Annotated in this window: 20 protein-coding genes, 1 pseudogene and 1 riboswitch; of the genes and pseudogenes, 8 read left to right on the forward strand and 13 right to left on the reverse strand. The window is 61.4% G+C overall.

Going from position 1 to position 20,960, the window contains the following annotated elements; translation table 11 throughout:
- Position 1 precedes the first annotated feature (1 nt).
- The 4 genes and pseudogenes from NVB75_RS27110 to NVB75_RS27125 form a co-directional block, all read right to left on the reverse strand.
- Positions 2-760, reverse strand: a pseudogene (locus tag NVB75_RS27110) (ABC transporter ATP-binding protein); the annotation flags it as partial.
- Positions 757-1,572 (reverse strand): ABC transporter permease, encoded by an 816-nt coding sequence (locus NVB75_RS27115; RefSeq protein WP_017479272.1) that lies wholly within the window; start codon positions 1,570-1,572, stop codon positions 757-759. The pseudogene NVB75_RS27110 and the gene NVB75_RS27115, both read right to left, overlap by 4 nt.
- A gap of 12 nt (positions 1,573-1,584) precedes the next feature.
- A complete protein-coding gene (locus NVB75_RS27120) occupies positions 1,585-2,652 on the reverse strand; it encodes a putative urea ABC transporter substrate-binding protein (RefSeq protein WP_258344131.1) in 1,068 nt (355 codons plus the stop codon).
- 61 nt (positions 2,653-2,713) lie between these two features.
- A riboswitch (guanidine-I (ykkC/yxkD leader) is annotated at positions 2,714-2,814 on the reverse strand.
- Positions 2,815-3,012: 198 nt separating this feature from the next.
- On the reverse strand, positions 3,013-4,635 hold the full coding sequence (locus tag NVB75_RS27125; protein ID WP_258344133.1) for a methyl-accepting chemotaxis protein: 1,623 nt from the start codon (positions 4,633-4,635) through the stop codon (positions 3,013-3,015).
- Between the two features lie 304 nt (positions 4,636-4,939).
- On the opposite strand from NVB75_RS27125, the gene NVB75_RS27130 reads away from it, so the two are divergent.
- Both NVB75_RS27130 and NVB75_RS27135 read left to right on the forward strand, forming a co-directional pair.
- Positions 4,940-5,281 (forward strand): hypothetical protein, encoded by a 342-nt coding sequence (locus tag NVB75_RS27130; protein ID WP_258344134.1) that lies wholly within the window; start codon positions 4,940-4,942, stop codon positions 5,279-5,281.
- Between the two features lie 159 nt (positions 5,282-5,440).
- Entirely contained in the window at positions 5,441-5,875 is a 435-nt protein-coding gene (locus NVB75_RS27135) for a DUF3757 domain-containing protein (protein ID WP_258344135.1), read from the forward strand.
- Positions 5,876-5,882: 7 nt separating this feature from the next.
- Here the strand turns inward: NVB75_RS27135 and NVB75_RS27140 are convergent, their stop codons facing one another.
- Positions 5,883-6,995, reverse strand: a complete 1,113-nt coding sequence (locus tag NVB75_RS27140; RefSeq protein ID WP_258344136.1) for an enoyl-CoA hydratase/isomerase family protein — start codon at positions 6,993-6,995, stop codon at positions 5,883-5,885.
- A gap of 132 nt (positions 6,996-7,127) precedes the next feature.
- Between NVB75_RS27140 and ung the strand changes: the two genes are divergently transcribed.
- Entirely contained in the window at positions 7,128-7,820 is a 693-nt protein-coding gene (ung, locus tag NVB75_RS27145; protein WP_017479266.1) for a uracil-DNA glycosylase, read from the forward strand.
- Between the two features lie 140 nt (positions 7,821-7,960).
- On the opposite strand, the gene NVB75_RS27150 is transcribed toward ung, so the two are convergent.
- The 5 genes from NVB75_RS27150 to NVB75_RS27170 all read right to left on the reverse strand — a co-directional run bounded on the left by NVB75_RS27150 (position 7,961) and on the right by NVB75_RS27170 (position 13,391).
- On the reverse strand, positions 7,961-8,998 hold the full coding sequence (locus NVB75_RS27150) for an AbrB family transcriptional regulator (RefSeq protein WP_258344137.1): 1,038 nt from the start codon (positions 8,996-8,998) through the stop codon (positions 7,961-7,963).
- The gene (locus tag NVB75_RS27155; RefSeq protein WP_063032650.1) at positions 8,991-10,505 is read right to left on the reverse strand and encodes a tripartite tricarboxylate transporter permease; all 1,515 of its coding nucleotides are present in this window, start codon (positions 10,503-10,505) and stop codon (positions 8,991-8,993) included. The genes NVB75_RS27150 and NVB75_RS27155 overlap by 8 nt, the downstream gene beginning before the upstream one ends.
- A gap of 1 nt (position 10,506) precedes the next feature.
- Positions 10,507-10,965 carry a tripartite tricarboxylate transporter TctB family protein gene (locus NVB75_RS27160; RefSeq protein ID WP_258344138.1) on the reverse strand — a complete coding sequence of 153 codons (459 nt, stop codon included), beginning with the start codon at positions 10,963-10,965 and terminating at the stop codon, positions 10,507-10,509.
- Positions 10,966-11,095: 130 nt separating this feature from the next.
- Positions 11,096-12,082: a tripartite tricarboxylate transporter substrate binding protein gene (locus NVB75_RS27165; protein WP_258344139.1), complete on the reverse strand. Its 987-nt coding sequence runs from the start codon at positions 12,080-12,082 to the stop codon at positions 11,096-11,098.
- A gap of 28 nt (positions 12,083-12,110) precedes the next feature.
- Positions 12,111-13,391 carry an OprD family porin gene (locus tag NVB75_RS27170; RefSeq protein WP_093200760.1) on the reverse strand — a complete coding sequence of 427 codons (1,281 nt, stop codon included), beginning with the start codon at positions 13,389-13,391 and terminating at the stop codon, positions 12,111-12,113.
- Between the two features lie 238 nt (positions 13,392-13,629).
- Here NVB75_RS27170 and NVB75_RS27175 point away from each other — a divergent pair, with 238 nt between their 5' ends.
- Complete coding sequence (locus NVB75_RS27175) at positions 13,630-14,301, forward strand: response regulator (RefSeq protein WP_003212008.1); 672 nt, start codon at positions 13,630-13,632, stop codon at positions 14,299-14,301.
- On the forward strand, positions 14,294-15,679 hold the full coding sequence (locus NVB75_RS27180) for a sensor histidine kinase (protein ID WP_258344140.1): 1,386 nt from the start codon (positions 14,294-14,296) through the stop codon (positions 15,677-15,679). The genes NVB75_RS27175 and NVB75_RS27180 overlap by 8 nt, the downstream gene beginning before the upstream one ends.
- Here the strand turns inward: NVB75_RS27180 and NVB75_RS27185 are convergent, their stop codons facing one another.
- Both NVB75_RS27185 and NVB75_RS27190 read right to left on the reverse strand, forming a co-directional pair.
- A complete protein-coding gene (locus NVB75_RS27185; protein WP_258344141.1) occupies positions 15,680-16,501 on the reverse strand; it encodes an HDOD domain-containing protein in 822 nt (273 codons plus the stop codon).
- 36 nt (positions 16,502-16,537) lie between these two features.
- Positions 16,538-17,479 carry a folate-binding protein YgfZ gene (locus NVB75_RS27190; protein ID WP_258344142.1) on the reverse strand — a complete coding sequence of 314 codons (942 nt, stop codon included), beginning with the start codon at positions 17,477-17,479 and terminating at the stop codon, positions 16,538-16,540.
- 139 nt (positions 17,480-17,618) lie between these two features.
- Between NVB75_RS27190 and NVB75_RS27195 the strand changes: the two genes are divergently transcribed.
- The gene (locus NVB75_RS27195) at positions 17,619-17,873 is read left to right on the forward strand and encodes a succinate dehydrogenase assembly factor 2 (RefSeq protein WP_003212000.1); all 255 of its coding nucleotides are present in this window, start codon (positions 17,619-17,621) and stop codon (positions 17,871-17,873) included.
- Positions 17,857-18,309 carry a protein YgfX gene (locus tag NVB75_RS27200; RefSeq protein WP_258344144.1) on the forward strand — a complete coding sequence of 151 codons (453 nt, stop codon included), beginning with the start codon at positions 17,857-17,859 and terminating at the stop codon, positions 18,307-18,309. The genes NVB75_RS27195 and NVB75_RS27200 overlap by 17 nt, the downstream gene beginning before the upstream one ends.
- On the opposite strand, the gene nadB is transcribed toward NVB75_RS27200, so the two are convergent.
- Complete coding sequence (nadB, locus tag NVB75_RS27205; protein WP_177070731.1) at positions 18,278-19,894, reverse strand: L-aspartate oxidase; 1,617 nt, start codon at positions 19,892-19,894, stop codon at positions 18,278-18,280. The genes NVB75_RS27200 and nadB overlap by 32 nt on opposite strands.
- Before the next feature lie 467 nt (positions 19,895-20,361).
- On the opposite strand from nadB, the gene rpoE reads away from it, so the two are divergent.
- Positions 20,362-20,943 (forward strand): RNA polymerase sigma factor RpoE, encoded by a 582-nt coding sequence (gene rpoE / locus NVB75_RS27210; protein WP_003172477.1) that lies wholly within the window; start codon positions 20,362-20,364, stop codon positions 20,941-20,943.
- The last annotated feature ends 17 nt before the right edge of the window (positions 20,944-20,960 follow it).

The following is a 20,960-nucleotide window of genomic DNA, read 5'->3' on the forward strand; positions in this document are numbered from 1 at the left end:
TTGGAAGTGGCTCAAGTTCGGCGGCGATCGCCTTGCGGCGCTCGCTGTTCAAAGGGATGTCGTAGGTGATGCGGGCGCCGTAAGCGCCGGGGGCGTGCGGGTCGAGGCGCACCTTGTCGAATACCAGCAAGCGGGTGCCGAGGCTGAAGCCTTCGCTCAGGTCGTGGGTGACCATGAACACCGTCAGCCTGGTTTCGCGCCACAGCTCCAGCAACAGCAGGTGCATGTCTTTGCGAATGCCCGGGTCGAGAGCGCCGAAGGGTTCGTCCAGCAGCAGCACGCGGGGCTTCATGATCAGTGCCTGGGCGATGGCCAGCCGCTGTTGCATGCCGCCGGAAAGCTGTGCCGGGTACTTGTCCAGGGCATGGCCCAAACCGACTTTATGCAGCAGGGCTGCTGCCTGTTCCCGTGCCTGTTTTTTCGCGTTGCCGAACAGGCGCCCGAGCAACGGCGAGCGCGGCAATTCAAGGCCCAGCGCAACGTTGTTCAGCACCGTCAGGTGCGGGAACACCGAGTAGCGCTGGAACACCACGCCACGGCTGGCGTCGGGTTCGGCGGCCAGAGGTTTACCGTCCAGCAGGATCTCGCCATGGCTGGCGCTTTCCTGCCCCAGCAACAGGCGAAGGAAGGTCGATTTGCCGCAACCCGAGGTGCCGACCAACGTGCAGAATTCGCCTTCGGCCACGTGCAGGTTAAGGCGCTCCAACACCACCTGATCGCCATAGCGCTGCCACACATTGTTGACGCTGATAAAGCTCATGCCCGCGCTCCTTCGTACCAGGGGAACGCGCGCCGGGTCAGGGCCTTGAGGCCCCAGTCCATCAGCCAGGCGAGGAGGGTGATCCACACCACGTAGGGCAGGATCACGTCCATCGCCAGGTAGCGGCGCACCAGGAAGATCCGGTAGCCCAGACCGTCGGTGGAGGCGATGGCCTCGGCCGCGATCAGGAACAGCCACGCCGAGCCCAGCATCAAACGCAGGGAGATCAGCAAGCGCGGCAGCAATTGCGGCAGCACCACCCGCAGCATCAGGGTCCATGTGGAGGCGCCGAGGGTTTGCGCCTTCACCAGCAACTCGACGGGAATTTCCCGCGCCCGCTGTTCCAGGTCCCGCGCCAGGGCCGGGGTGATGCCGATCACGATCAGCATCACTTTCGACAATTCCCCCAGCCCGAACACGATGAACAGGATTGGCAGGATCGCCAGCGGCGGCACCATCGACAGCACCGTCAGTAACGGCGACAACGGTGCGCCAAACAACGGCAAGGTCCCGGCAGCGATGCCCAGGCACAGGCCGGCGAGGGCGCTGATACCAAGCCCTATCGCCAGGCGGCGCAGGCTTGAGGCGCTGTCTTGCCACAGCACGTATTCACCGGTGCGGGCGTCGGCGCTGAAGGCCAGACGTTTCACCGCGTCGCCCATTTGTGCGGCGCTGGGCAGCAGCTTGTCGTTGGGGTTGTCTGCCAGGCGCTCGGCCGAGCCCACGAAGTAGGCGAACAGCAACAAAGCGAAGGGCAGCAGCACCAACAGCAGGCGACTGGAGCGTTCCGGGTGGCGGTTGATCAGGCGCATGGCCGGGTCCTCTTACAGCGTGCCGTCGGCGGCCATCTGTACGTAGCTGGGGTCGAAATGCAGCTTGAGGTTGGCGGTGTCGCCGCGGGTCACGCCGTTGGCGAAGCTCATGCCCACGGCGTTGGTGTCTTTGGCACCTTCACCCAGCAGGCCGTGTTTAAACGAGAACTCGGCGACCTTGCCCATGGTGGCGGGCAACTGCGCGCTGGTGGCGAAGGCCAGGGCTTCCTTGGGCGTGGCGAACAGCTTGGTGGTGTCCAGTTGCGACTGGAAGCCCTTGAGGTCGGTGCCGGAAGCCTTGGCCATGTGTTCCAGGGCGTCGGTGCTGGCGGCGTTTTTCGCGTTCATCAAGGCGACCACTTCAAACCAGGCACCGGTCAGCGCCTTGCCCAGCTTGGGGTTGTCTTTGAGGGTCTGGGTGTTGACCACCATCATGTCCATGATTTCGCCGGGCACTTTGCTGGAATCGAACACTTCAGTGACGCCGGGCTTGGCCTTGATCTCCGAGAGCATCGGGTTCCAGGTGGTGACGGCCTTGACCTGGTCGGTGTTGAAGGCGGCGGCGATGTCGGCGTCGGAGGTGTTGACCACTTTCAGGTCTTTTTCGGTGAGGTTGGCCGACTCCAGGGCACGGGCCAGCAGGTAGTGGGACACCGAGAGTTCCACCAGGTTGACGTTCATGCCCTTGAGGTCGGCGACGGTCTTACCGATGCCCTTGATGACCACACCATCGTTGCCGTTGGAGAAGTCGCTGACCACCAGCGCGGTGCTGTCCACGCCACCGGCGGCGGGGATGGTCAGGGCGTCCATGTTGGTCATGGTGCAGCCGTCGAACTGGCCGGCGGTGTACTGGTTGATGGATTCGACGTAGTCGTTGAGCTGCACCATGTCGATCTTGATGCCGTACTTCCTGGCCCACTTGTCGAGGATGCCTTGGCTGCCGGCGTACTCCCACGGCATCCAGCCGGCATAAATCGTCCAGCACACGCTGAAATGGTCTCTGGGGGCGGCTTGGGCGGAAAAGCTCACCACGGCGGCAAAGGCGGCGGCGAGCAGGGCGGGTAAACGTATCGAGGGCATGGATGCTTCTCCAGTTGATCAAGGGCGAGCAGGAGCAACGCGGCACCGTAAACGGTGGCTTGTCTCCCGGGCTTTTATCCCGCCGTGTAACCTCAACTGGAGGTCGCCAACTCTCGGACCAGCCACTCGCCTTAGCGAGCCGGAACCCTAGTCAGCCATTGCAAATTGTGGTGCCGCGAACCTGTGATGACTCTTGCACGGGAGAGGTAAAGCGAGAGTCGTGCCAAGTGAGAGATGGCGCGGATTTACAGGCCTGCCGACAGGCATGGAGGCGTGGCGCCGGGTGTTCATGCATTGCGCTGGTGCGTGGTTGCACTGCAATGAAGCGAACCCCCGGGCCCGATGGATCACCCGGTTTTTCTAGAGCTGGAACTTGGCCACCAGGGTATTGAACGATGTGGCCAATCGCGACAGCTCTTGACTCGAGGCGTTGGTCTGGTGGGCGCCGGCAGCGGTCTGCGTCGACAGGTCTTGGATATTGAGCAGGTTGCGATCCACTTCCCGCGCCACCTGGGCTTGCTCTTCGGACGCCGAGGCAATCACCAGGTTGCGTTCGTTGATCTTCGCCACGCTGTGGGTGATGCGCTGCAATGCTTCGCCCGCATTCTGCGCCATTGTCTGGGTGTTGTTGGCCCAGGTAAGGCTCTTGTTCATGGCCGCAACGGCGCCATCCGCCCCTAGCTGCACGGTGCCGATCATGTTTTCGATGTCGACGGTGGAAGTTTGCGTGCGATGGGCCAACGCCCGGACTTCATCCGCCACGACGGCAAAGCCTCGGCCTTGCTCGCCGGCACGCGCCGCTTCAATCGCCGCATTGAGGGCCAGCAGATTGGTTTGGTCCGCAATGCCACGAATCACATCCACCACCTTGGCAATTTCCCGAACCTGGGCGGCCAGATCAACCACGGCCTGGGTGGAATCATTGATCTCACTGACCATCGAACTCATCCCGGACACGGCCTGGTCCACTTGCAGGCGGCCATCATCCGCTTCAGCAGTCGCCTGGCCAGAGGCCTCGGACGTCGACACCGCATTACGCGCTACCTCGTCCACCGCTGCGGTCATCTGGTTCACGGCGGTGGCGGCTTGCTGGATTTCGTCGTTCTGGCGGGTCAGGCTGCGAGTACTTTCGTCGGTCACCGCGCTCAGTTCTTCCGCTGCGGAGGCCAGTTGGTCAGAGGCGTTAGAAATTTCCAGCAAGGTACTTTTCAAGCCCCCCTGCATGTCGGATAACGCCATCAGCAACTGCCCGGCTTCATCCTTGCGATCAGTGATGATGGCCTGCGTCAGGTTGCCCTGTGCGACACGTTGTGCGCTTTGCACCGCCTGGGCGAGGGGCTGGGTGATGAGACGGGTGATCAATAGGCCGATGGTGATCGCGACAATAAATGCCAGGACGATACCGCCGATCATCCATTGCAAGGCATCGCTACGCAAAACATCCGCCGCTTCTGCGCCTTCCTTGATCTGGCGATTATTGGAATCGACCATGATTTTGAGCAGGTCGCGGGACTGCCTGAATAGCGCATTGTTGTTGGTGTTGAGCAGTGTGCGCGCTTGATCGGCGTGACCGGCATCAATCATTGAAATAATTTGCCCGGAGCTGGCAACGTAGTTTGGCCAGACCTGGTCCAGGGTGTCTCCCGCCGCCCGCTCGTCGTCCTCGAGAGGCGTTGCGCGGTAAGTCGCATAGGCCGTTTGGCTACGCTTTAACTCATTGGCGATGTCCTGGCGAACCCGGTCGAGGTCTTGTGAGGAAACACCGCCATTGCTGGCATCCAGCAAGCGATACAGACCCCGGTTGTGGGCAACAAGGCCGTTCAGGGTGGCATTGGTATTACTGACGGATACCAGATTGTTGGAGAAAGCTAAATCAAGGGCGGTTGCCAGCCGGCTGACCCCCTTGATACCCAATGTCCCCACTGCCAGCGTGATGAAGGCGCACAGTACGAACGAAAGCAGCAGTTTGGTTGAGAGTTTCATGGCTGAGATCCGGTTTGATGACGATAGGATGACCGCACTAGAGCGTCCGTGCCATTGCGTGGAATCATAATGACATCATTCGGATTATTGAAGTTTCAATGCCGATTAAAATCCATCCAGGGAGTTGGTTTTCACGGCAGGGCTGTCGTCGAGGCGAGGTAAGGGACGGGATTTACATGTATCAAGCTATTACCAAATAGCACCAGATTCGCTTTTTGATGTCAGATATTTCGTCAGGCAGTGAAAGCTGTTTGCCGCCCCCCAGCGTCGCTGGGTGTGCTCTTCCGCGGTCCAGGAGGCCGCCATGTATCGTCGACTGCTTCTTATCGCTTTGCTCGGTTTGACCCTTTCTGCGTGCGCGCCTTATTACGGTGGCGGCCAGGCCTACTACGGTTCCGAGGTCTACACGGCGCCCGCGCCGGCGTATTACTACGGCGGCGGTCCTTATTATCATTACCGCCAGGGTTACTACCCGCCACCGCAGCGTTATTACCCGTCGCCGCGTTATTACCAGCCGGCGCCTCGCTATTACCCTGCGGGGCCGCGAGCCGGTTACCGGCCTTACCCCAATCAGGGTTGGGGCAACGGCCACTGGGGTAATGGTGGCGGGCGTGGCCAGGGTGGAGGCCGTGGCGGGCATCGCTGATCGTATTAATTGGAAAAACGGCGCTCAGGCGCCGTTTTTGCTGACCGTTGGTCGGTACTGTCATATTTGACAGCTATTCTATGGGCTACGACTGTAGTTAATTGGGGGCGGACGCTATCTGGCGTGTTGTTTCCTGCATCGACTGGCGGAGCCCATACCATGCGAGTCAGCTCGCTTTACTTGTTCGTTTTTATTCTTTCAGGCTTCAGCACGTTGGCGGCGGCGCAGGGCTGTCCTTACCCGAGTACCGTGCGCTACGTTGATGGCCACTTTCAGGGAGCTGATAAAGAGTCCACCTGGGTAAGCCAGGCAATGAGCGGCCAAGACCTTGTGGAAACTTTTGTGGGCGCGATTTTTATCCCTCGGGAGTCGGGTGAGCGCAAACGTGGCTACCTGGAAAAGTGCATCTATAAAACCGTCCGCGGTAACACGGTTGCCTTGAGGTTCGGCCCGGCCCGGGGCGAGGGCACGATGTCGCTGGCTGAGACCACGCACTGGCAACCGGGTACTGATGTTTTCGGGCAACCCACATTCCAGTGCGAAGACCGTCAACCCGATAATTGTGCCTTCACGTTCGAGGCGGCAAAACGCTGACGGGCGTTCAATAGTCCGACAAGTCCGCCAGCGGATGCCGCCCTTCCCACACCTTGTGGAAGTGCGCCTGCACCACGGCCTCGGGGATCAAGTTGATGTCCGGCCAATGCCAGTGGGGCCGTTGGTCCTTGTCGATCAACCGCGCCCGCACGCCTTCGCTGAATTCCGGGTGACGGCAGCAGTTCAGGCTCAAGGTGTATTCCATCTGGAACACCTGGGCCAGGGACAGGTGCCGCGCCCGCTGGATCTGCTCCCATACCAGGTGTGCGGTCAGCGGGCAGCCTTCGCTCAGGGTCTTGCCGGCGCGGCTGAACAGCGGGTCGGTGTGGTCGCGCAACGGGCTCAAGGCGCGCCACGCGCAGCGCACATCGCCTACATCCAACCACTCGTCGATCTGCCCACGGCGCGGCAGCCATTGGGCTTCGGGCAACTGACCGATGGCTTCCTGGGCCAGAGCCTTGAGCAGGCTGTTGAGTTGCATGTCGGTCTGTTCCTGCCAGTTCAGTTGCAGCAGGCCTTCGAGCAGCTCGTCTTGTTGTTCATCCAGCAGGAAGCGGTCGGCCAGGCCCAGGTCCAGGGCGTCGCGGCCATTCATGTGGGCGCCGGTCAGGCCGAGGAACAAACCCAACTTGCCGGGCAGGCGGGACAGAAACCAACTGGCGCCCACGTCCGGGTACAGGCCGATGCTTATTTCCGGCATGGCCAGGCGGCTGCTCGGGGTGACGATGCGCACCGCGGCACTTTGCAGCAAGCCCATGCCGCCGCCCAGCACATAGCCGTGACCCCAGCAGATCAGCGGTTTCGGGTAGGTGTGCAGGCGGTAGTCGAGACGGTATTCAGCGGCGAAAAATTGCGCGGCCAGCGCCGGGACTTCTCCGGGATGCTCGAGGCAGGCCTGGGCCAGGCTACGTACTTCGCCACCGGCGCAAAAGGCCTTGGGGCCATTGCCGCGCAGCAGCACGCAGACGATTTGCGGGTCTTTGGCCCAGGCGTCCAGGCGTTCGCTCAGGGCCTGGATCATCGGCAAGGACAGGGCGTTGAGGGATTTTTCCGCGTCCAGGCTGGCGATGCCAATGCGGGCGCCGCCGGTGCCAATCAGCTCTTCGAAGTGCAGGTTCATCATGACCTCAATCGAGAAAGTGAAGGTTCAGTATGATCGCTTCGCGGGAAAGTGCTGGTTCTGCGTCAGATCAATTGACAAGCAGGGTGGGCTTTCCTAGGGTTCGCACCATTGTTTTTTCTGGATGCAACCATGACCTCCGACGACCGTATCAAACTCGAACCCAGCTGGAAACACGCCCTGCGTGACGAGTTCGACCAGCCGTACATGGCCCAGCTGCGGGAATTCCTGCGCCAGGAGCACGCGGCCGGCAAGGAAATCTACCCGCCGGGCCCGATGATCTTCAACGCGCTCAACTCAACGCCGCTGGATAAGGTCAAGGTGGTGATCCTCGGCCAGGACCCCTACCACGGCCCGGGCCAGGCCCACGGCTTGTGCTTCTCGGTGCAGCCGGGCGTGCCGGCGCCGCCGTCGTTGGTCAATATCTACAAAGAACTCAAGCGCGACCTGAACATCGACATCCCCAACCACGGCTACCTGCAAAGCTGGGCTGACCAGGGCGTGTTGATGATCAACACCACCATGACCGTGGAGCGCGCGAATGCCAACGCCCATGCGGGCAAGGGTTGGCAGTTCTTTACCGATCGGATTATTGAAGTGGTGAGCGAGCATCAGCCGCACCTGGTGTTCTTGCTCTGGGGCGCCCACGCGCAGGGCAAGCAGAAGTTGATCGACGCCACCAAGCACCTGGTGCTGACGTCGGTGCATCCGTCGCCGCTGTCGGCGTATAGAGGGTTTATTGGCTGCGGGCATTTCAGCCGCGCTAACAAGTTTCTTGAGCAGAATGGCGAGACGCCAATCGAGTGGCGATTGCCGCCGGTTTGACATAGATCCAATGTAGGAGCTGTCGAGCTTTAGCGAGGCTGCGAAGACGGCCGCACAGTCAGCATCAATGCTGCCTGACCCACCGCTATCGCAGCCCCGCTGGGGCTGGACAGCTCCCACAATTGAACGTCGCCAAGGCGTTAGATTTTGTCTGGTTGCCGGTTCCAATGCCGAAACAACGGCTCCGCCAGAAACAACACAAACAACAGGCGCATCACCTGCATCGCCGTTACCAATGGCACCGACAGTTGCAGGGTTTCTGCCGTCAGGCTCATCTCGGCGATCCCCCCGGGCATCATGCCCAGTGTCAGTGAGCGCAGATCCAGATGCGTCAGGGCACTCAAGCCCACCGCCGCCAGCGTCGCGATCAACATGGTCAATGCGGTACCGATCAAGGTACGCCCCATGAACAATGGCGCGCGCCGGAAGAACTGCCGATTGAAGTGGCAGCCCAGGCCGCTGCCGATCAGCCACTGACCGATCTGGCTGCCACCGTCTGGCAGGCCGATGTGCAAGTCCCAGGTGATACTGACGGCGGCACTGACCAGCAGCGGCCCGAACAACCATGGGTTTGGCTGACGCAAACGCTGCCACCCCCAGGCTACCAAAGCACCGACGGGGAACAGCACCGCCAGCCAGGCCCAATCGACGGTCGCCGGATGAAACTGCGGAACACCTTCCCCCAGCAAATACTTGAACGCCGCCGGTACACACAGCACCACCACCAACACCCGCAAACTCTGGCCTGCGGCAACGCGGCTGAGCACCGCGCCATTGCGTGCACCGAGGTTGACCATCTCCCCCGACCCGCCCGGCATGCTCGAGAAAAACGCCGTGGCGCGGTCTTCACCGCTACGGCGCATCAACCACACGCCCACAATGCTCGAGAGGCTGGTGACCAGTGCGCCGAAAAAGATCAGGCCGAAGTGGCTCATCACCTGTTCCATCACCACCGGGGTGAAGTGCAGGCCGATGCCGATGCCCACCACCCATTGGCCGCATTTGCGGCCGCCGGGAATTTCTGCCAGCTGCCAGGGTGTGAGGCAGCGCACGAGGATGATCGCCAGCAACGAGCCGACCATGTACGGCAGTGGCCAGCCGATCTGGCTGGCGAGGTACCCGCCCAGCAGACCGACCAGCGGTGTTGCCCACCAGTTTTTAAACGTGGCCTCAGACATCGGCCACGGCACGGCGCTGCAGGGAACGCTTGCGCCAGATGCGCACCAGCGGGAACAACAACATCAAGGCCGTCAGTACCCATACGCCAAAGGTGATCGGGCTCGACCAGAGGATCTGCAGTTCACCGTTGGAAATCGACAGCGCACGACGCAGGTTCTGTTCCATCAACCCACCGAGGATAAAGCCCAGCAGCACCGGCGACAGCGGGAAATCCAGCTTGCGCAGGATGTAGCCGAAGATGCCGATGCCGACCATCAGGAACAGGTCGAAAGTGGTGGCGTGAACCGCGTACACGCCAATCGCGGTGATGATGGCGATCACCGGCACCAGCGCCCAGTTCGGCACGGCGAGGATGCGGGTGAAGATGCGGATCATCGGGATGTTGAGGATCACCAGCATGATGTTGGCGATAAACAACGAGGCGATCAGGCCCCAGACGATGTCCGGTTGCTGTTGGAACAGCAGTGGGCCGGGGGTGATGTTGTACAGCGACAGCGCGCCGATCATCACCGCCGTGGTGCCCGAACCGGGTACGCCGAGGGTGAGCATCGGCACCAGGGCGCCGCAGGCGGAAGCACCGATTGCGGTTTCCGGCGCTGCCAGGCCACGCATGTCGCCCTGGCCGAATTTACCGCTGGCACCGGCCAGGCGTTTTTCGGTCATGTAGGCCACGGCGGACGCCAGTGTTGCGCCCGCGCCCGGCAATACGCCCATGATGAAGCCCAACAGGCCGCAGCGAATATTTACGACGAATACTGCGGAAGCTTCCTTCAGGTTAAACATCATCCGTCCGGTAGCTTTCACCGCTTCCTGGCCGCGGTGGGTTTTTTCCAGCAGCAACAGGATTTCGCTGATGGAGAACAGGCCCAGCACCAGCACCACGAATTGGATGCCGTCGGTCAGGTGGATGTTATCGCCGGTGAAGCGGTACACACCGCTGTTGGCATCGATACCCACCGCAGACAGAAACAGGCCGATCAACGCTGCGACAAAGGTCTTCAGCGGTTTGTCACCGGCCATGCCACCCAGGCAGACGATGGCAAACACCATCAGGACGAAATATTCCGCCGGACCGAAGGCAATCGCCCATTTGGCCAGCAGCGGGGCGAACAGCACCATGCCGCAGGTGGCGATAAACGCACCGATGAACGAACTCCACGCCGACAGCGACAACGCAACACCTGCCAGGCCCTTACGGGCCATCGGGTAGCCGTCGAGGGTGGTCATCACGGTGGAGGCTTCACCCGGGATGTTCAGCAGAATCGAGCTGATGCGCCCGCCGTATTCGCAGCCCAGGTACACGGCCGCCAACAGGATCAAGGCCGACTCAGGCGGCAGCCCGAGGGCAAATGCGATGGGGATCAACAGCGCCACGCCGTTGATCGGCCCGAGGCCCGGCAACAGGCCGACGACGGTGCCGATCAAGGTGCCGCACAGCGCGGTGATGAGGTTGTAAGGGGTCAGTGCAACGCCGAAGCCCTGGCCCAAATAGCTGAACGTATCCATATCAGTTCTCCAGAACTTCAAGCAGGCCGAGCGGCAGCGGTACATCCATGGCTTTGTCGAACAACAGGTAAAGACCGATGCTCATCAAGGTCACGATCACCACGCTGGGCTTCCAGCGGCCGCCATACAAGCGGGCCATCGGAATCCCGATCAGCATGCTGCTGAGGATGAAACCCAGGGATTCGAAGGTGCCGGCAAACACCAGCAGCAACGCGACACAGATGCCGATCTTGATCAGGGTCTGGCGGTCCAGCGCGGGCTCTTCTTCAGTGTGCTGGGTGGGCTGTGGGCGAAACAGCATGTAGATCAGCCCCAGGCCCATCAGCCCGAGCATCAACAGCGGGTAGGCCCGAGGCCCTACCGGCTCGTAGGAAAACGACGCCTGATAAGGCCAGGCCATCAGTGCGAGGCCGGCGCAGACCAACAACATCACTGAGGCGAAAATGCGTTGTAAGAGCATGGCAAACTCCTTGGAGACTCTTGTAGGCGCGAGCTTGCTCACGAAGAACGCCAGGACGTCGCGTTTATACAGGCAGCACGCGTCATCGTTGAAGTTTTTCGCGAGCAAGCCCGCTCCCACAGAGGGGCGATTACTGGATCAGGCCGAACTCTTTGGCCAGTACTTTGTAGTCAGCCACCTGTTTCTTTACGTAGGTGTCCAGCTCCGGGCCGGTCATGGCGAACGGGAACAGCTCGCGCTGGTCACGCAGCTTGGCGAACTCGTCGGAAGCCAGCAGTTTGTCGAAGGCGTCTTTCCACCAGGCGTAGTCTTCGTCGCTGACTTTTGGCCCGAGGTAGAAGCCACGTACCACCGGCCAGACGATGTCGTAGCCTTGTTCCTTGGCGGTCGGAATGTTCTTCATTTCCGGCTCGTCCAGGCGCTCGTCGGAGAACACCGCCAGCAGGCGCATGTCGCCGCTGAGGATGTGCGGCATGGAGTCGGAGATGTCGGTGCTGCCCACCTGGATGTGGCCGCCGAGCAATGCGGTGGCGATTTCACCGCCGCCTTCCAGTGCCACATAACGCAGGTCACGCGGGTTGATCCCGGCGGCCTTGGCGATCAGTGCGGTTTGCATCCAGTCCTGGCTGCCGACGGTGCCGCCGGAACCGATGACCACGCTGCCCGGGTCTTTCTTCAGGGCCTTGACCAGGTCGTCGAGGTTTTTGTAGGGCGAATCGTTTTTTACCGCGATGGCACCGTAGCTGGTACCGACGGCTGCAAGCCAGCGCACGGCGCTTTCATCGAAGCGGCCAAACTTGCCCTGGGCCAGGTTCAGCAGCGAGCCGCTGGACCACGCCACCAGCGTGCCGGCGTCGGCCGGGCGCTGGGCGACGACGGCGTTATAGGCCACCGCGCCCACGCCGCCAGGCATGTAGGTCACGCGCATCGGCTTGCTCAGCAGCTTCTGGTTGACCAGCGCGCTTTGCGCCAGTTTGCAGGTCAGGTCAAAACCACCGCCCGGGGACGCCGGGGCGATGCATTCAGGGCGCTTGGGTTCGGCGGCCATCAATTGGCTGGCGAACAGCATGCAGCTGGCTGTCAGGGCAAATTTACGCAGCGAAAGGGTCATGTTCATCTCCATCGTTGTTGTTATGAGGTTGCTGTTACCAGAGTGCGACGCTGTAGCTCACCAGCAGGCGCACTTCATCCGCATCACGGGCCGAATAGTTGGAACGGTAAGTGGCATTACGCAGGCGCACGGCCACGTCCTTGAAGGTGCCGCTTTGCACCACGTACTTGATCTCGCTGTTGCGTTCCCACTCCTTGCCGGTCTCGCCGTTCTTGAGCTTGATGTTGTCACCCGACAGGTAACGGCTCATGAAACTCAGGCCGGGAATCCCCAGCTTGGCGAAGTCGTAGTCGTAGCGTGCTTGCCAGGAGCGTTCTTCGGCGCCGGCAAAGTCGTTGATCTGCACGAAGTTGACAAGGTAAGGATCGCTACCGTCCACGTAGGGAAAGGCGCTATCGCCGGACATGTGCTGATAGCCGGCGCTGAGCTTATGGCCATTGAGGGCATAGCTGAACAGGCCGTTGAGGGAGGTGTTGTCGATCTTGCCGCCGCGGGCTGCGCCGGTGTCATCACTGACGGCCAGGCGCAGGTCGGCGCCAAAAGTGCCGGGGCCCATTGGGCGCGAGGCGACCAGGCCGAGGAAATGCTGGCGGTACACGTCGTCGAGTTGGGCAAAGTGGTAGCTGCCGGTGATCTTGTCGGCGAACTTGTAGTCCACGCCGCCGAAGTCGAAATGCTTGCCGGTGGCGCCGCTGAGGAAGCGGCTGTTCTTGTTATTGAGGCCGATGTCTTCGTAGTTGGTGTCGTCGCGGTCCTTGGCCTTGTTCAGGCGGCCGCCGGTGAACACCAGGTTCTTGAACTCCTTGGAACTCAACAGGCCGCCTTCAAACGTTTGGGGCAGGATGCGCCCGTCGTTGGGTTTGAGGATCGGCAACTCGGGGATCAGTGCGCCTATCTTCAGCTCGGTGGCGGAGATCTTCACTTTGCCGGTCAGGCCGAGTTTGGAATATTCGTTGGCGGCGCGGCCATCATCGTGGGTGGGCAGCAGGCCGGTGCCGGTGCGGTCGGGACTGGAGTCGAGCTTGACCCCGAGCATGCCCAGGGCATCCACACCAAAGCCGACGGTGCCGTCGGTGTAGCCCGACTGCAGGTTGAGCATGAAGCCCTGGGCCCACTCGTCGCGCTTGGATTGTTGTGCGCTGGTGCCATCGCGAAAGTCGCGATTGAAGTACATGTTGCGGGTTTCGAGGGTGGCGGTGCTGTCCTCGAAAAAGGCGGCTTGGCCTACGGGCGAAAAGCCGGCAAAGGCGGCAGCACTGGCAAGGGCGGTCTGGGTGAAACGAGAAGAACGAGCGGGCGGCTGAGTGCGCAGCATCGTGGGTGTACTCCGTTTTATTGTTCTTATTTTGGCGAAAACGCTTCGAGGCGTTTTTCGGGCGCTACAGGTGAAATAGCTCGGCAGGCGAAACCCACCGTGGCTGGATGCTAAAGGGCGAAGCTTTCACTAACCTTTCAGTCGCCTTTCAATGTTTTCGGGCTTCACAGCGCAGGTGGCGCCTGTAAACTCCCCGGCAAAGCGTGGCGCCGACCACCCCCTAACGAGGTAAAACCCCATGCGTGTCCTTCTGGTTGAAGACCATTTGCAGCTCGCCGAAAGTGTCGCCCAAGCGCTCAAGAGCACGGGTTTGACCGTCGACGTGTTGCACGATGGGGTGGCCGCGGACCTGGCCTTGAGCAGCGAGGAGTACGCGGTGGCGATCCTCGATGTGGGCCTGCCGCGCATGGACGGTTTCGAGGTGTTGGCGCGGTTGCGAGCTCGTGGGAAAAACCTGCCGGTGCTGATGTTGACCGCTCGCAGTGATGTGAAAGACCGGGTGCACGGCCTTAACCTGGGCGCGGATGACTACCTGGCCAAGCCATTCGAACTGACGGAGCTGGAAGCCCGAGTCAAAGCCCTGCTGCGCCGTAGCGTGCTGGGCGGTGAGCGCCAGCAGGCGTGTGGCGTGCTGATTTACGACCTGGATACGCGGCGCTTCACCCTGGGTGGCGAACTGCTGACCCTGACCTCCCGCGAGCAGGCGGTGCTTGAGGCGCTGATTGCACGTCCGGGCCGGGTGATGAGCAAGGAGCAACTGGCCTCCCAGGTGTTCGGCCTGGATGAAGAGGCCAGCCCCGACGCCATCGAAATCTACGTGCATCGCCTGCGCAAGAAACTCGATGGCCAGCCTGTGGCCATCGTCACCTTCCGTGGTTTGGGGTACTTGCTGGAAGCCCGCGATGCATAAGCCCAGCAGCCTGCGCTGGCGCCTGCTGTGGAACCTCGCGCTGTTGCTGGTGGTGTTGATGCTCGCCAGCGGCTTGAGCGCTTACTGGAATGGGCGCGAGGCGGCGGACACGGCTTATGACCGCACGCTGTTGGCCTCGGCGCGAACCATTGCGGCCGGCGTGTCTCATCGTGATGGGTCCTTGAGTGCCGATGTGCCGTACGTGGCCCTGGATACGTTCGCCTATGACAGCGCCGGGCGGATTTACTACCAGGTCAACGATATTCACCAGAAGCTGATTTCCGGCTATGAGAACCTGCCGGGCCCACCGCCGGGCACGCCGCGCACCGATGACTATCCGGCGCTGGCGCGCTTTTATAACGCCAAGTATCAGGGCCAGAACGTGCGAGTGGTCAGCCTGCTCAAGGCCGTCTCCGAACCGAACATGAACGGCATGGCGGAGATCCGTGTGGCCGAAACCGACGAGGCGCGGGTCGCCATGGCTCGCAGCCTGATGGCCGATACCTTGCTGCGCTTAGGGATGCTGGCCATCGGTGCATTGTTTTTGGTGTTCTTTGCGGTGAGTGCGGCGTTGCGGCCGCTGGAGCGTTTGCGCACGGCGGTAGAGGAGCGTCAGCCGGATGATCTGCGGCCGTTGCCCTTGGTAGAGGTGCAGCATGAACTGGGCCCGCTGGTGCGGGCGCTCAACCACTTCACCGAACGCTTGCGCGGGCAGTTCGAGCGCCAGGCGCAGTTTATTGCCGACGCCGCCCATGAGCTGCGTACGCCGCTGGCGGCCCTCAAAGCCCGGCTGGAACTCGGCCTGCGCGCCGAAGACCCGGCCACCTGGCGCACCACCCTGGAAACCGCGGCCCAGGGCACTGATCGCCTGACTCACCTGGCCAACCAATTACTGTCGCTGGCTCGCATTGAAAACGGTGCCCGGGCGATTGCCGAAGGCGGGGCCCAGTTGCTGGACTTGAGCCAATTGGCCCGCGAACTGGGCATGGCCATGGCGCCGCTGGCCCATGCACGTGGCGTGGCCTTGGCGCTGGAAGCGGATGAGCCGGTATGGCTGCGAGGCGAGCCGACCTTGTTGAACGAGTTGTTGAGCAACCTGGTGGACAACGCCTTGGCCCATACGCCGCCGGGCGGCAATGTGATCCTGCGGGTGACGGCGCCGGCGGTGCTTGAGGTGGAAGACGACGGCCCGGGTATCCCGCTGGATGAGCGGGACCGGGTATTCGAGCGGTTCTATCGGCGCAGTCAGCAGGGCTTGGGTTCGGGCTTGGGGCTGGCGATTGTCGGTGAGATCTGCCGGGCACATCTGGCGCAGATCAGCTTGCATGACGGTGAGTTGGCGGGGTTGAAAGTGCGGGTCAGTTTTATTGCGGGGTAATCAGTAAAACATCGACCGCGCTTCATCCAGCTCGGTGCGCAGGGCTTCGCTGTAGGGGTCGAGGCGCAGTTTCTTGATAGCAGGCACCGTCGATACCGGTACGCTGGCGAGCGGATGGTCGGTATTGCGGTGGCAATACAGCACGGCGACCTGCACCAGGTCGATATAGTCCAGGCGCTCGGAGTCGCGCTCCAGGTCGAGGTATTGCCCTGGCAGGTTCACCAGCATTTCCGGGAAGTCCCACCTTCGCAGCAGTTTGTCCCCCAGCAGCGGGTGGATGCTTTCAATCACGTGGTTGAGGCTGACGGGGTCAGCCAGCAGTTCATAGTGATCTTCGGCGTAGGTCAGGATCGGCAGCACGCCAATCTGGTGCACCAAACCGCCGAGGGCCGCCTGGTCAGGCTTCAACTGGCTGTGGTTGCGGCACAGCGCGTAGCTCACGCCGGCCACTTCCAGGCTGCGTCGCCACACGTCGCGCATCTTCTGTTCGACCACATCGGAACGGGCGTGAAAGATCTGTTCCATTACCAGACCGATCGACAGGTTACTGCTGTAGTTGGTGCCCAACCGGGTGATGGCGGTGTGCAGGTCGGTGACTTCCTGGGTCGCGCGCAACAGCGGGCTGTTGACCACTTTGATCAGCCGCGCCGACAAGGCGGTATCGCGGCTGATCACTTTGCTTAGATGGCTGATACTGATGTCCGGGTCTTCGGCGGCCTGACGAATCTTCAGGGCCACTTCCGGCAGCGTTGGCAGAACCAGGTCATCGTTATCGATGGCCACAACCAACGCCTGTTGGACTTTTTCCGCCAGCATGTTCATTCATGATCTCTAGGGTGTTGCAAAAAGGTACGACGATCAGCGCTGGATCTCGCGATCACGGTCCAGTTGGTAGGGCAGGTCGAGCAACTGAAGGCCCGGGCCTTCCAGCGTGCCTACATGCACATCGCCACTCTCTGCTGCTTCGGCTTGCAGCACCGCTAGAAGTTCAATCCCTTGGTCGGCACGGGCGGCAATGACCACCTCGCCGATGGCACTGTTGTGAGTCGGGGAAAACAGTGGGGTGCCAGGCTCCGGCAGCTCACTGGCATTCAGGCTCAGGCGGTACAGGCGGCGCTTGAGTTTGCCCAGGTACTGCATGCGCGCGACGATTTCCTGGCCGGTGTAGCAGCCTTTCTTGAAGCTGACGCCGCCGATGGCTTGCAGGTTGAGCATTTGCGGGATGAACAGTTCGCGGGTCTGAGGCATGACCTGGCCGATGCCGGCACGGATCTGGCCCAACAGCCATTGGTTCAGTTCACCTTCGTTCAATTGCGCGGCGAGTTGGCCGTGCAGGGTTTCGGCTTGAGCGGCAGGGGCCCAGAGTTCGGCGCGGCCTGGCGATACGCGGATGGCGATCAGATCGTCGCTGCGCACCACGCTGTCGGTCTCGGCGGGTAGTTCGAGGCCGAGGCTGGCCAGTACCTGATCCGCATCCGACACCCCGAAGCGCACCCAGTCGGCGCTTTCGTCGGTGAGTTTGGATTTGGAGAACACGGCGTACTTTTTCAAGTCTGCCAGTTGCGGCTCCAGCAGTTCGGTGGCCATGGCCAGAAGCACGCCATCGCCTTGCAGCAGGATGCGGAAGCTCGACTGCATGCGCCCCTTTTGGGTGCAGCGCGCGCCGAGGCTGGCCTGGGTGTCACTCAGGTAGTTGAGGTTGCAGGTCAGTTGTCCCTGGAGGAACTTGGCAGCGTCGGAACCGCGGACGGCGAGTACGCCTTCGTGGGACAGGGAGCAGAAGAAAGCAGAGTCAGCCATGGGTCATCGCAGGTTAAAAAGTCATGAGTGCATCATAGAGGGGCGCCCGGCAAATGGATAGTTTCGGTATGGCCGACCAAAGCCGACTGTTCCAGGCAGCGTCGGCCTGTATACTTGCGCTCTATTTGAGGAGCGCTCCATGGTCGAAGATGTAGAACTCAATCGCCTCTACTGGCACAGCCGCCGCGGCATGCTTGAGCTGGACGTGTTGCTGGTACCGTTCGTCAGGGAGGTCTATCCGCACCTCAACGACGTCGACCGCGACTGCTACCGCAAGCTGCTGGAATGCGAAGATCAGGACATGTTCGGCTGGTTTATGGAACGCGCCGAATCGGAAGACCCGGAGCTGCAGCGCATGGTTCGGATGATTCTGGATCGTGTCCAGCCCAAGTAATACGTTCGAATGCCGCTGGCATGCCTCCGGGCAGTTGCTGGCGGTTTATCTTTTCGCCCAGGCGTTCGCATTGGGTGCGTTGTGGTTTCTCGATGTGTCCCCGTGGATTGCAGCCGTTGGCGCCTTGGTGTGCCTGGCCCATGCCGGTTGGGTGCTGCCGCGTCATCTCCTGTTGACTCACCGTTCGTCGATTCGTGGCCTGCGTCGTGATGAGGATGGCTGGCAGCTATGGAGCGCCGCCCGCGGCTGGCACAGCGTGCAACTGCGCCCCGACAGCCTGGCGTTGCCGTTGATCGTGGTGCTGCGCTTTCGGGTGCAGGGTGACTGGCGGGTGCGTTCGATATGCGTGCCGCGGGATTCGCAGGCCGCCGATGTGCATCGGCGCCTGCGGGTGCGCTTGAAGTTCAGCCGCCGTAGGTGGTTGGCACCAGAATAGTGTCGCGAGCCTCGGGCAGCATTTGCGGGTAATCGAGGGTGTAATGCAGGCCCCGGCTCTCTTTGCGTTCCATGGCCGAGCGGATCATCAATTCCGCCACCTGGGCCAGGTTGCGCAGCTCGATCAGGTCGCGGCTGACTTTATAGTTGCTGTAGAACTCGTCGATCTCATCCAGCAGCAGCCGAACCCGGTGCTGCGCCCGCGCCAGGCGTTTGTTGGTGCGCACGATCCCCACGTAGTCCCACATGAAGCGCCGCAGTTCGTCCCAGTTGTGGGCGATGATCACGTCTTCATCCGAATCGGTGACCTGGCTGGCGTCCCAGCGGGGCAGGGCAGCCGGCACCGGGATGCGCGGCAGTTGTTCAAGGATGTCGGCGGCGGCGGAGCGGGCGTATACGAAACATTCCAGCAGCGAGTTGCTGGCCATGCGGTTGGCACCGTGCAGGCCGGTGAAGCTGGTTTCGCCGATGGCGTACAGGCCGGGTACGTCGGTGCGCCCGTGTTGGTCGACCATCACGCCGCCGCAGGTGTAGTGCGCCGCCGGCACGACCGGGATAGGGCCTTTGGTGATGTCGATGTTGAACGCCAGGCAGCGCTCGTACACTGTTGGGAAGTGGGTTTTGATAAAGGCTTCGGGCTTGTGGCTGATGTCCAGGTAGACGCAGTCGATGCCCAGGCGCTTCATTTCATGGTCGATGGCCCGGGCGACGATGTCTCGTGGGGCCAGCTCGGCTCGTGGGTCGAAGCGCTGCATGAAGCGTTCGCCGTTGGGCAGTTTCAGGTGCGCGCCTTCGCCCCGCAGGGCTTCGGTGATCAGGAAACTCTTGGCTTGCGGGTGATACAGGCAGGTGGGGTGGAACTGGTTGAATTCCAGGTTCGCCACCCGGCAGCCGGAACGCCAGGCCATGGCGATGCCATCACCGCAGGCGCCGTCGGGGTTGCTGGTGTAGAGGTAAACCTTTGCTGCGCCGCCCGAGGCGAGAATCGTGAAGCGTGCGCCGTAGGTGTCGACTTCACCACTGGCGCGGTTGAGCACGTAGGCGCCGAGGCAGCGTTCGCCCGACAGGCCCAGGCGTTTTTCGGTAATCAGGTCGACGGCGACTCGCTGCTCCAGCAATTCGATGTTGGGGCGTTGGCGCGCTTGGTCGAGCAGGGTTTTGAAGATTGCGGCGCCGGTGGCGTCGGCGGCATGGATGATGCGCCGATGGCTGTGGCCGCCCTCGCGGGTCAGGTGGAACTCGAAGCCGCCGTCGTCGGTGCCTGAATGTTCATCGCGGGTGAAGGGCACGCCCTGGTCGATCAACCATTGGATGGCTTCGCGGCTGTGCTCGACGGTGAAGCGCACCGCTTCTTCATTGCACAGGCCGCCGCCGGCATTCAGGGTGTCTTCGACGTGGGATTGCACGGTGTCGGTGTCATCCAGCACCGCAGCGACACCGCCCTGGGCCCAGAATGTCGAACCGTTGGCCAGGTCACCCTTGCTCAGAACGGCTATGCGCAGGTGGCCCGGCAGGGTCAATGCGAGGCTCAAGCCCGCGGCGCCGCTGCCAATCACCAGGACATCGTGTTGAAACTGTTGGCTCATTTGAAGGATTCCGCAAAAAGCGATCCGAAGGGGGCGCAAACAGGACGCCTGGATCGGCGAATCAAAGGGTCACACGGCCCACTAGTATATAGAGGGGGGGAGCGGCACAATAGCCGGGCATTCGTGGCATTGTGAGACTACGGTCGACGAACTGCACGGCTTTCGTGAAACTGAAGGCGATTGGGATGGGAACTTTTTGCATAAGCCCCGACTCAATAGCAGGATGCCCGAAAGCTGGGAACACGCCGGATTTGCTGATCGGCGCCTGTGTCAGGCGCGTCAGGAAGCTGGCGACAGATTATTCGCGCAGCCGGCATAGCCCGCGCTGCGTTTTTCGTGTGTGCCAAATCAGTGCGTACCGGAAACTTGCTTGGAGGGGGAGAACTTTTGCGAAAAGCCCGAGTCTATGTTTGCAAGCCTGATCGATTAGTTATGCAAGCCTCCTCTAAGTACAACGAGGAGTGTTCATGCTAACCCAGGAAGAGGATCAGCAGCTGGTTGAGCGCGTTCAGCGCGGCGACAAGCGGGCATTTGATCTGCTAGTGCTGAAATACCAGCACAAAATTCTCGGGTTGATCGTGCGGTTTGTGCACGACACCCATGAAGCGCAGGACGTTGCACAGGAAGCCTTTATCAAGGCGTACCGTGCACTCGGTAATTTTCGCGGTGATAGTGCGTTTTACACGTGGCTCTACCGCATCGCCATTAACACGGCGAAGAACTATCTGGTTTCTCGCGGTCGCCGCCCACCGGATAGTGATGTTAGTTCGGAAGATGCTGAATTTTATGATGGTGATCACGGCCTCAAAGATCTCGAGTCGCCGGAGCGTGCATTGCTGCGCGACGAGATTGAAGGAACCGTCCATCGCACTATTCAACAACTGCCAGAAGATTTGCGTACCGCGTTAACTTTACGTGAATTCGATGGTCTGAGTTACGAAGACATTGCGAGCGTCATGCAATGTCCGGTGGGTACCGTACGTTCCCGGATTTTCCGGGCTCGGGAAGCCATCGATAAAGCCCTGCAGCCGTTGTTGCAGGAAAACTGAGACAGCGGCGACAGCCA

Origin of the sequence: Pseudomonas sp. CBS (genome assembly GCF_024734645.1) — a bacterium.
GTDB lineage: Bacteria > Pseudomonadota > Gammaproteobacteria > Pseudomonadales > Pseudomonadaceae > Aquipseudomonas.

Excerpts from the sequence above, each read along its gene's own strand:
- NVB75_RS27140 (WP_258344136.1), bottom strand. The coding sequence starts at position 6,995 with ATGAACCTGCACTTCGAAGAGCTGATTGGCACCGGCGGCGCCCGCATT.
- NVB75_RS27175 (WP_003212008.1), top strand. The coding sequence starts at position 13,630 with ATGCGTGTCCTTCTGGTTGAAGACCATTTGCAGCTCGCCGAAAGTGTC.
- NVB75_RS27150 (WP_258344137.1), bottom strand. The coding sequence starts at position 8,998 with ATGTCTGAGGCCACGTTTAAAAACTGGTGGGCAACACCGCTGGTCGGT.
- rpoE (WP_003172477.1), top strand. The coding sequence starts at position 20,362 with ATGCTAACCCAGGAAGAGGATCAGCAGCTGGTTGAGCGCGTTCAGCGC.
- NVB75_RS27155 (WP_063032650.1), bottom strand. The coding sequence starts at position 10,505 with ATGGATACGTTCAGCTATTTGGGCCAGGGCTTCGGCGTTGCACTGACC.
- NVB75_RS27160 (WP_258344138.1), bottom strand. The coding sequence starts at position 10,965 with ATGCTCTTACAACGCATTTTCGCCTCAGTGATGTTGTTGGTCTGCGCC.
- NVB75_RS27125 (WP_258344133.1), bottom strand. The coding sequence starts at position 4,635 with ATGAAACTCTCAACCAAACTGCTGCTTTCGTTCGTACTGTGCGCCTTC.
- ung (WP_017479266.1), top strand. The coding sequence starts at position 7,128 with ATGACCTCCGACGACCGTATCAAACTCGAACCCAGCTGGAAACACGCC.
- NVB75_RS27130 (WP_258344134.1), top strand. The coding sequence starts at position 4,940 with ATGTATCGTCGACTGCTTCTTATCGCTTTGCTCGGTTTGACCCTTTCT.
- NVB75_RS27170 (WP_093200760.1), bottom strand. The coding sequence starts at position 13,391 with ATGCTGCGCACTCAGCCGCCCGCTCGTTCTTCTCGTTTCACCCAGACC.
- NVB75_RS27185 (WP_258344141.1), bottom strand. The coding sequence starts at position 16,501 with ATGAACATGCTGGCGGAAAAAGTCCAACAGGCGTTGGTTGTGGCCATC.
- NVB75_RS27115 (WP_017479272.1), bottom strand. The coding sequence starts at position 1,572 with ATGCGCCTGATCAACCGCCACCCGGAACGCTCCAGTCGCCTGCTGTTG.
- NVB75_RS27165 (WP_258344139.1), bottom strand. The coding sequence starts at position 12,082 with ATGAACATGACCCTTTCGCTGCGTAAATTTGCCCTGACAGCCAGCTGC.
- nadB (WP_177070731.1), bottom strand. The coding sequence starts at position 19,894 with ATGAGCCAACAGTTTCAACACGATGTCCTGGTGATTGGCAGCGGCGCC.
- NVB75_RS27190 (WP_258344142.1), bottom strand. The coding sequence starts at position 17,479 with ATGGCTGACTCTGCTTTCTTCTGCTCCCTGTCCCACGAAGGCGTACTC.
- NVB75_RS27180 (WP_258344140.1), top strand. The coding sequence starts at position 14,294 with ATGCATAAGCCCAGCAGCCTGCGCTGGCGCCTGCTGTGGAACCTCGCG.
- NVB75_RS27195 (WP_003212000.1), top strand. The coding sequence starts at position 17,619 with ATGGTCGAAGATGTAGAACTCAATCGCCTCTACTGGCACAGCCGCCGC.
- NVB75_RS27120 (WP_258344131.1), bottom strand. The coding sequence starts at position 2,652 with ATGCCCTCGATACGTTTACCCGCCCTGCTCGCCGCCGCCTTTGCCGCC.
- NVB75_RS27135 (WP_258344135.1), top strand. The coding sequence starts at position 5,441 with ATGCGAGTCAGCTCGCTTTACTTGTTCGTTTTTATTCTTTCAGGCTTC.